We start from the raw sequence: 9,303 nt of genomic DNA, 5'->3' as shown, positions 1-9,303 counted from the left end.
CACAAGTGGGAGAGAGTTTTTTCAATTTTGTGCAACTGCTACATAATACCGAAAAAATCTTAAAAAACAGACCGCTTTCTATATAGCTAGAGATTTAAATACCACTATCCCACTACTTTCGGTAATAGCCCTTGTTCAATTAAGAAAGGAACAATTACGATAAACACACCAATCACTAACGCAGTAAGTAATGATGCATTTCCACCTTTTACTCGGTAAGCTAATGTTGGATATTGTGAGCGAAGTTTCCATACCATTGCAATCGGTAACACAATAGCATAAAACGCAAACATCTGCCCTGCGTAGCCTAATGCTGCAATAAAACCTTGTGGATAGAAAAAAGCAAATAGCATTGGGGGAATAAAGGTCATCGCCCCTAATGTTGCTCTGCCTGCTTGAATGTTTACACGTTTTAATAAATCATCTAAGGCTTCAAGCAAACCAAGTGCAACCCCTAAAAATGAAGTAATTAGTGCAAGGGCTGAGAAAATTCTAACTACCGCCCCAATCATTGAACTGCCAGTGATCTGAGCTGCAGCTTCCGCCAAGCCATTTAGTGTAGGGTCTTTTTCTAAGATTTGTAAAAATTCCGTTTGGCTTAATACCCCGTGCGTTGCTAACTGCCACAAAATGTAAGCCACGAGCGGAATTGCTGTTCCTACTAAAATAGAAATGCGAAGAGCTTTTACATTCCCGTCTAAATATTTATTTAAACTTGGAATAGAGCCGTGAAAGCCGAAAGCAGTAAAGAAAATCGGGCTTGCTGAAATCAATAAGGCGTTATCTATCGGCATTTCTAATAAATTTTCTAGGGAAACGTTAGGTAATAGTAAAAGTAGCACTAATAAGAAAGCCAAGATTTTACTCGTAAACAGGACACGATTTACCGCATCAACACTGGTTGTGCCAATAATCACAAATGCACCAAATAGAACGGTAAATAAAACGCCCGCAATACGTGTGGTTGTTTCTGCATCGGAAATTGTGGGTAAAAATGCCGCCAATAATGAGCTACCACCCGATACATAGGCAGACAAAATGGCATATAAGAAAATGATTAACACAGCAGTTGAGACCACTCGCCCAAAAGTGCCGTAATATTTTTCTGCTAGCGTGCCAATTCCAGCATCACTGTCAACTGTTTGATACAGTTCTACAAATAATAATGCACTAAAACAGAGCAATAGCCATAAGGCAATCAATAACACCATTGTAAAACCAAAGCCGATCCCTGCTGATGTCAGTGGCATTGCTAACATACCCCCACCGATTGTTGTTCCTGCAACAATCAACGTACTTCCAAATGTTTTATTTTTCATACAAACCTCTAAAATTTAAAAAATGGTGGTATTGTATATATAATGAAACACATTGTAAATTTATTATTACAAGAGTGAATAAATAAATCTCCCCTAACCCCTCTTTACTAAAAAAGAGGGGTACAAACGAAAATTTAATATTGAAGTGCTTTAAAAAGATTGTGAAGTAAATTTCGGTGATCTAATTCCCCTCTTTAGTAAAGAGGGGTTAGGGGAGATTTGCTAGAAAATAGAATAAAGTGAGAGAAGAATTAGCCCAACAAAAAATCAATTTCAGACTACTGATGACAACCCCTAATTTGTTGTATTCAATAAACGAACACACGCAGTGTGTCCCTACAAAATAAAATTTTTATTTTTCAATCGGTTATAATTTTTCTTGTGGGGACGCACTGAGTGCGTCCGAATGAAAAAAGACTTTGTCAATAATCTGATTTCTACTTTTATGCCGATTTCGCCATTTCAAACTCAATTAGCATCATTAAAATATGGATGACTTTAATGTGTACTTCTTGAATACGATCTGCATAGCGGAAATGTGGTACTCGGATTTCAACATCGGCGAGTCCTGCCATTTTCCCACCGTCTTTACCTGTCATTGCGATGACTTTCATTCCTTTTTTCTTCGCAGCCTCAATCGCATTTAAGATATTTTGAGAATTGCCAGATGTAGATAAACCAAATAAAACATCGCCTTTTTGCCCAACCGCTTCAACATAACGAGAGAAGACATATTCATAGCCAAAATCGTTACTCACACAACTTAAATGACTAACATCTGAAATGGCAATAGCAGGATAACCTGGGCGGTTTTCACGATAACGCCCTGTGAGTTCTTCTGCAAAGTGCATTGCATCACAATGTGAGCCACCATTACCACAAGAAAGGACTTTTCCACCCTGTTTAAAACTTTCTGAAATCAATAATGCAGCTTGTTGAATTAAATTCAGGTTGTTTTCATCTTTGATAAATTTATCTAATACTTCTGCTGCTTCTTGAAGCTCTGCCAAAATCTGTTGCTGATACATAATTGCTCCTTTTGCAAAAAAATTTGTTCATCTGACCGCTTATAATCAGTCAAACAGGCGAAAGTCTATCATAATACACCGCACTTAACACTAGGAAAAAAGGTGGAAATTAGGTAAAATCCAAAAGACTTATCATTCATCTCAGTTTATTGAAAGGACAACACAATGATCAATGAAATTAAAAAAGATACGCAAGATCGTATGGAAAAAAGCCTTGAAGCGTTAAAGGGTCATATTTCTAAAATTCGTACAGGTCGAGCACAACCAAGTTTATTAGACGGCATTCAAGTTGATTATTACGGCTCTGCTACGCCATTACGTCAATTAGCTAACGTAGTAGCAGAAGATGCTCGTACATTAGCTGTTACCGTTTTCGACCGTTCGTTAATCAGTGCGGTAGAAAAAGCAATCTTAACGTCAGATTTAGGTTTAAACCCTTCTTCTGCGGGTACAACAATTCGTGTTCCACTTCCACCACTAACAGAAGAACGTCGTCGTGATTTAATCAAAATTGTAAAAAGCGAAGGTGAGCAAGGTAAAGTAGCTATTCGTAATGTACGTCGTGATGCTAACGATAAAATCAAAGCATTAGAAAAAGAGAAAGAAATCAGCGAAAACGAAGAGCGTAAAGCACAAGAAGATATTCAAAAAATCACTGATACTTATATTAAGAAAGTTGATGAGATTTTAGCAGATAAAGAAAAAGAGTTAATGGATTTCTAATTTTATCAGAATTTCTACAATAAAGGCTTCTTCGATAGAAGCCTTTTTAACTGGTGTAATGGACAAAATAGTGGCTGATTTGTTCATTATACCTACTAAATTTCTTGTAAGATCCACTCAACAAAATGTTTTACTTTGCTTACTTCTGCCATTTGTGGTGGATAAACAACATAGAAAGACTTTTCATCATTTAACCCTGTCGAGAATGGCTCAACCAAATTTCCTTGTTCTAATTCGTGTTGAGCAACTACTTTATTTGCAACTGCTATACCTTGTTGGTGCATTGCAGCTTGTAATGCCATAAAGGTATGACTAAACATCGTCCCTGTTTCTTCTACATCAATTTGATCATTCAAATTGAAATTATCTACGACTCTTTTCCATTTATTACGACTAAAAACGTGTAATAACGTTTTACCTATAAGATCTTGGGGAGTATTAAGCGGATTTTTAGCTAAAAAATCGGGAGAAGCTAAAATCACTAATGGAGATTCAGTTAAGCGTACTGATTCAACATTTTCCCATTTACCTGAGCCATAATAGATTGCAACATCAATCTCTTTCCCTAATAGCCCTTCATCTTGATCTACACCTTTAATTCTTACTTCAACATCGGGGAATTTTTGGTGAAAATCATTTAGTCTTGGAACTAGCCAGTGCATACCAAAAGTCTGCGGTACACTAATTGTTAAAATTTGGCGGCTATTTTTTAACTTGATTTTTTCTGTGGCAACTGCAATACTTTCTAAAAGCGGACGGATTTCATCAAAATATTGCAAACCAAGTTCCGTAAGCTCTAATAGGCGGTTTCGTCTATGAAATAGTTGAATACCTAAGAAATCTTCTAAAAGTTTAATTTGATGGCTCACTGCTGCCTGAGTAACAAAAAGTTCCTCTGCTGCTTTAGTAAAATTCAAATATCTCGCTGCAGACTCAAAAGCCTTTAATGCATTCAATGGGGGAAGTTTTTTATTATTCATATCTCTTAGCTTGATCTAAATACTCAATACGTTGCATAAGCCCTGTATTATTTTTTTTGATAAATAAAATTAAAAAATCTCGTTTGTTTAACTGGTCTAACATCTTTAGAATTCGTACCATACTTAGATGGATAGTGGTGGTTATTTTTAAATTCTATTTTAAATAATCACTTTGAATTTTAAGTATGATGTTGTGTTTGCATATTGGTCTAGAAAACTAGACTTGAGTAACGAAAGTTACTCGTTTCACTTCCTGTATATTTTAACCATTTTGGTTTAATACCGCCCATTTGGGCGGTTTTTTTATATCTAAATTTCACATATTTTAGCAGAAACTAAAAATCTCGCCACTAAAAGCCGATTTTTCACGAAAATTTTTATAATTTATTACGCTTTCCCTTTTCAATTTGTGCTACAAAGTGTAAATTCTCATATCTAAAAGTATAATTTTTTTATTAAAGGAATTGAACAATGGCTAAAGATATTGATTGGCAAAATCTTGGGTTTGCATATATTAAAACAGATTACCGTTTTATTGCTCGTTGGAAAGACGGAGCTTGGGACAACGGCGAATTAACCACTGATAATACATTACACATTAACGAAGGTTCAACCGCATTACACTATGGTCAGCAATGTTTTGAAGGTTTAAAAGCATATCGTTGTAAAGATGGCTCTATCAATCTATTCCGACCAGATGAAAATGCTAAACGTATGCAAAAAAGTTGTGATCGCTTGCTAATGCCACAAGTTCCAACCGATTTTTTTATTCGTGCGTGTAAAGAAGTGGTTAAAGCAAATGAAGAATGGCTTGCACCTTACGGTACTGGAGCGACATTATATTTACGCCCATTTATTATTGGTGTAGGCGAAAATATTGGTATTAAAACAGCACCTGAGTTTATTTTCTGTATCTTTTGTATTCCTGTTGGCAGTTATTTTAAAGGTGGCTTAGCCCCCTCTAATTTCCTTGTTTCTGAATATGATCGTGCTGCTCCTGCGGGTACTGGTGCTGCCAAAGTGGGTGGTAACTATGCAGCAAGTCTATATCCAGGTAAATTGGCTAAATCAAATAATTTTGCTGATTGTATCTATCTCGATCCTAAAACACATACCAAAATTGAAGAAGTAGGTTCAGCAAACTTCTTCGGTATTACTGCAGATAACAAATTTATCACCCCTTATTCACCATCAATTTTACCGAGTATCACCAAATATTCACTACTCTACCTTGCAAAAGAACGCCTTGGTTTAGAAGCGATTGAAGGCGATGTATATATTGATAAACTGGAGCAATTTACTGAAGCTGGTGCTTGTGGAACAGCTGCAGTCATTACTCCGATTGGTGGTATTCAATATGGCGATAACTTCCACGTTTTCTATTCTGAAACAGAAGTAGGCCCTGTTACCAAACGTCTTTATGATGAATTAGTCGGCATTCAATTTGGTGATGTTGAAGCCCCTGAAGGTTGGATTGTTAAAGTTGATTAACAGACTAAGCGGTTGGATTAGCCCTATTTTTTGCCAAAAATAGCATAAATCTAACCGCTTACTTATTAAGGAGAAAATTGCAATGATTAAACGTTTTCAAGTTGGTAAACGCCTTTCTGAGATGGCAATTTACAACGGTGTAGCTTATCTTGCTGGACAAATTCCTGAAGATGATACTCAAGATATGTACGGACAAACTCAACAGGTACTTGCTGAAATTGATAAATGGTTAGCACAAGCAGGCAGTGATAAAAGCAAGATTTTGATGGCCCAAGTTTTTGTAGCAAATATGCTAGAGTTTGATGAGATGAATCGAGCTTGGGACGAATGGGTTGCAGAAGGTAATGCCCCACCAAGAGCAGCGGTTGAGGCTAGACTTGCAAATCCAAACTGGAAAGTTGAAATCGTTGTCACTGCTGCAATTTAACTGTTATTCAAATGAGAGCATTGCTCTCATTTATTTTAAACGAAATCGCCCTCTGCTATAACGTGTTTTTATCAATGCTAAGACTTTCTCTTTCTCACTTGATATTGCTTGTTGGCTCTGTTTTGCTACGGTTAAAGAGTGCTGAATAGAGTGGGCGTGTGTAATAGCAATAGCTAACGCATCGGCCGCATCAGCTTGTGGTTTGGCTGAAAGTTGTAAAATACGAGTAACCATCTCTTGTACCTGTACTTTATCTGCCGAGCCAATCCCAACAACGGTCTGTTTCACTAAACGTGCTGCATACTCAAAAACAGGTAAATCTTGATTAACAGCAGCTACAATTGCAGCTCCCCGTGCTTGCCCTAGCTTTAATGCTGAATCAGGATTTTTTGCCATAAATACTTGCTCAATGGCAAACATATCTGGCTGAAACTGAGTAATAATTTCAGTAATACTCGCATAAATACGTTTTAAACGAGTAGGCATATCCTCTACAGACGTACGGATCGCCCCACTTCCTAGATATTCTAAATGTCGCCCCACCTGACGAATAACCCCATATCCTGTTACACGAGAACCTGGGTCAATACCTAAAATAATTGACATATATTCCTATACAAATTGCATAAAAAAGCGGATAGATTTGTAAAGTTTCTTACCAATCTACCCGCTTGTATTAACCTAAAATTATTTATTTAAACGTGCCGTTGCACTTTTATTGATTTTACAGTTTTTAGCTAAGATTTCATCTGCCATTTTGCCTTTTTTGTAAAGCATAATCGCATTTGTTTTTTCTGCTGAATCAAATGTTAAACCATTTTCTACAGCCCAAACGTAGTCACCTGAAGTGAAAACAGTTTCTTCTGTTTTTTTACTATCTTCAGCATCTACAACAAAGCCAGTGATTTCATTTTTCTTACCTACACGAACATTTGCACCTTTTACTTCACTATTATGGAAAGCATAAGTCGCAGTCACTGTTCCACCTTTTTGGCAGGAATACACAACAGATTTATTTTGTGTCATTAAAGTTTCTTCAACTTTAGTCACTTCACCTACTGGGGTATTCATTACCGTTTCTGTTGCTTGTGGCATTGCTTTTGGAGCTGTACTCTCTTCTTTTGGAGTAGAACAAGCTGCTAAAACTAATGTTGCTGCAATAGCTGGAACAAATTTAACTAATTTCATTTAGGTTTCCTCATTTTAAGGTTTAAAAGTCAGCTTATAGTAAAGCTGCGACTTCATCGCTAATCTCGCCGTTGTGATAAACGTTTTGTACATCATCACAATCTTCAAGCATATCAATTAGCTTTAACAATTTAGGTGCTGTTTCAGCATCTAAATCAACGGTGGTTGATGGAATCATTGTAACATCAGCAGATTCAATCTTAAATCCTGCTTGTTCAATACCATCACGAACACTACCTAAGTCTTCCCAAGCAGTGTAAATTTCAAAACTGCCATCATCTTGTGGTTGAACATCATCAGCTCCCGCTTCAATAGCGGCTTCCATTAAACTATCTTCATCAACACCAGTAGCGATTAAGATAAGACCTTTTTTACTAAATAGATAACCAACAGAACCTTCCGTTCCTAAGTTACCGCCACATTTAGTAAAACTTGGACGAACCTGTGAAATTGTGCGGTTTGCATTATCGCTTAAACATTCAACCATTACCGCTGTTCCGCCCGGACCATAACCTTCATAGATTTTGGTTTCCATATTCGTATCATCGCCACCACCGACACCGCGGTCGATTGCACGATTGATCGTATCACGTGTCATATTGCTTGATAATGCTTTATCTACCGCTGTACGCAAACGTGGATTTGAACTTACATCGCCACCGCCTAATTTAGCGGCGGTCACTAATTCACGAATTAATTTAGTAAAAATTTTACCGCGTTGAGCATCTTGTGCTGCTTTACGGTGTTTAATGTTAGCCCACTTACTATGACCTGCCATTTGTTAGTTTCCTATATTTGTTAAAAGTTCAATTTTATCGTTAAAAATAAGTAAAATCGTAACCATTTTTACGATTTTCTCACCAAATTTGTTACATATTGCTGAATTGCTTGAGCATTATTCGGGGATTTAGTTAATACTATCGCCTGTTCAACATCAAGCCATTTATAAGCCAAATGTTCGGTTAAAATCGGTTCAATTTCCGATGCTAAACCAAGCAAAAACCAATGCTCGGTACAATGCGTAATTTCAGGGGCGTATTTATAGCGGAATTGCGGAAAAATTTCAAATTTTACGCTATATTGGCAATCTACAAGCGGTAACTTTTCCGCCAAAATTTGTAAACCGACTTCTTCACTCACTTCTCGAATAGCGGTTTGATAAGGCGTTTCCCCTGTTTCAATCGTCCCTGTTACCGATTGCCAAAATTCAGGATCGTCTTGACGTTGTAGCATTAAAATACGCCCTGTGTTTTGGGCGTAGATCACAACGAGAACGGAGTTTGGATTTTTGTAGTTCATTTTTACAGTAGTTTTTCTAGCGTTCTCACCATTAAATAAAGGCGATTAGCATTTTGTTGAATGGGAATAAAACCATATTTCTGATAAAAGCCAATCACACCATCTTTTGCATCAACAACTATGATCGGAAACCCAATAATTTGGCTAGCTTGGTAAAGATTTTTCAACGCATCACGCAACAGGATTTTCGCATAGCCTTTTTGTTGATGCTTTTTATCTACTGCCAAACGAGCAAGCAACCCTGCCGAAAGCGGAAATTTTGCTTGTTTTTGTAAAATTTCAGGTAACTCTACTAAGTCAAGCCTTGTCATTGTTAGGGTATAAAATCCCAAAATTTCTGCTGGATTTTGCGGATCAACCAACACATAAGTTCGAGCAGTATCTTTTGTTGCTTGTTGGCTTGCCATCTGTTGTAAAAAACGATTTAAACTCAGGTTACCGCAATCAAAATCCTTACGCTGATGGCATTTGGGATCTAATAGCCGAATTTCCATTATTTATCCCTTAAGACTGTTCAAAAAGAGCCTTTAAATGCTCATTGGGTTCAGGTGGATTATCCAAGTAGTGTAATAGTAAACGAGTATCTGCATCATTAAATTGCGTTATTTTTTCTTCACGTAAAATTGCATTCGCTTTTTCAATCGCTGCATTCAGCACAAAAGAATTTATACTAGAAATGCCAATTAACGTTGCTGCATTAAGCAATAACTCCTGTGTAGCAACATCAATTCGAGCTGTAATGCGAGGTAAATTTGCTTGTGCCATTACTTTCTCCTGTGTCATTTTGGCACATTTTAAAAGCTCAAATAATAAATAGCAAGATAAAAATAAGGGCGGAAATTTTCCGC

At 36.9% G+C, this 9,303-nt stretch carries 12 protein-coding genes; 3 read left to right on the top strand and 9 right to left on the bottom strand.

What is annotated here, in order from left to right:
* Positions 1 to 104: 104 nt before the first annotated feature.
* The gene (locus ACWIW0_RS09715; protein WP_454453150.1) at positions 105 to 1,319 is read right to left on the bottom strand and encodes an aromatic amino acid transport family protein; all 1,215 of its coding nucleotides are present in this window, start codon (positions 1,317 to 1,319) and stop codon (positions 105 to 107) included.
* A gap of 443 nt (positions 1,320 to 1,762) precedes the next feature.
* Complete coding sequence (gene lpcA / locus ACWIW0_RS09710) at positions 1,763 to 2,347, bottom strand: D-sedoheptulose 7-phosphate isomerase (protein ID WP_454446318.1); 585 nt, start codon at positions 2,345 to 2,347, stop codon at positions 1,763 to 1,765.
* A gap of 165 nt (positions 2,348 to 2,512) precedes the next feature.
* Between lpcA and frr the strand changes: the two genes are divergently transcribed.
* Positions 2,513 to 3,070: a ribosome recycling factor gene (gene frr / locus ACWIW0_RS09705; protein ID WP_454453149.1), complete on the top strand. Its 558-nt coding sequence runs from the start codon at positions 2,513 to 2,515 to the stop codon at positions 3,068 to 3,070.
* 95 nt (positions 3,071 to 3,165) lie between these two features.
* On the opposite strand, the gene ACWIW0_RS09700 is transcribed toward frr, so the two are convergent.
* Entirely contained in the window at positions 3,166 to 4,050 is an 885-nt protein-coding gene (locus ACWIW0_RS09700; protein ID WP_454453148.1) for a transcriptional regulator GcvA, read from the bottom strand.
* A 471-nt stretch (positions 4,051 to 4,521) separates the two neighbouring features.
* Between ACWIW0_RS09700 and ACWIW0_RS09695 the strand changes: the two genes are divergently transcribed.
* Both ACWIW0_RS09695 and ACWIW0_RS09690 read left to right on the top strand, forming a co-directional pair.
* On the top strand, positions 4,522 to 5,541 hold the full coding sequence (locus tag ACWIW0_RS09695) for a branched-chain amino acid aminotransferase (protein WP_454453147.1): 1,020 nt from the start codon (positions 4,522 to 4,524) through the stop codon (positions 5,539 to 5,541).
* A gap of 82 nt (positions 5,542 to 5,623) precedes the next feature.
* On the top strand, positions 5,624 to 5,968 hold the full coding sequence (locus tag ACWIW0_RS09690; protein ID WP_454445757.1) for a RidA family protein: 345 nt from the start codon (positions 5,624 to 5,626) through the stop codon (positions 5,966 to 5,968).
* Between the two features lie 30 nt (positions 5,969 to 5,998).
* Here ACWIW0_RS09690 and ruvC read toward each other — a convergent pair whose 3' ends face one another.
* The 6 genes from ruvC to ACWIW0_RS09660 all read right to left on the bottom strand — a co-directional run bounded on the left by ruvC (position 5,999) and on the right by ACWIW0_RS09660 (position 9,220).
* Positions 5,999 to 6,574, bottom strand: coding sequence for a crossover junction endodeoxyribonuclease RuvC (ruvC, locus tag ACWIW0_RS09685; protein WP_454453146.1), 576 nt, complete (start codon positions 6,572 to 6,574; stop codon positions 5,999 to 6,001).
* A gap of 81 nt (positions 6,575 to 6,655) precedes the next feature.
* Positions 6,656 to 7,156, bottom strand: coding sequence for an ACP-like domain-containing protein (locus ACWIW0_RS09680; protein ID WP_454453145.1), 501 nt, complete (start codon positions 7,154 to 7,156; stop codon positions 6,656 to 6,658).
* Positions 7,157 to 7,190: 34 nt separating this feature from the next.
* Positions 7,191 to 7,934, bottom strand: coding sequence for a YebC/PmpR family DNA-binding transcriptional regulator (locus ACWIW0_RS09675; RefSeq protein WP_454444652.1), 744 nt, complete (start codon positions 7,932 to 7,934; stop codon positions 7,191 to 7,193).
* Between the two features lie 68 nt (positions 7,935 to 8,002).
* Complete coding sequence (nudB, locus tag ACWIW0_RS09670) at positions 8,003 to 8,455, bottom strand: dihydroneopterin triphosphate diphosphatase (protein WP_454453144.1); 453 nt, start codon at positions 8,453 to 8,455, stop codon at positions 8,003 to 8,005.
* Positions 8,456 to 8,457: 2 nt separating this feature from the next.
* Positions 8,458 to 8,949: a GNAT family N-acetyltransferase gene (locus ACWIW0_RS09665; protein WP_454453143.1), complete on the bottom strand. Its 492-nt coding sequence runs from the start codon at positions 8,947 to 8,949 to the stop codon at positions 8,458 to 8,460.
* 10 nt (positions 8,950 to 8,959) lie between these two features.
* The gene (locus tag ACWIW0_RS09660; protein WP_157395463.1) at positions 8,960 to 9,220 is read right to left on the bottom strand and encodes a type II toxin-antitoxin system TacA family antitoxin; all 261 of its coding nucleotides are present in this window, start codon (positions 9,218 to 9,220) and stop codon (positions 8,960 to 8,962) included.
* Positions 9,221 to 9,303 lie beyond the last annotated feature (83 nt).

It is taken from the genome of Ursidibacter sp. B-7004-1, assembly GCF_053654055.1.
The sequence above is the reverse complement of the archived record's forward strand: the minus strand, read 5'-3'. Positions and strand labels throughout refer to the sequence as shown.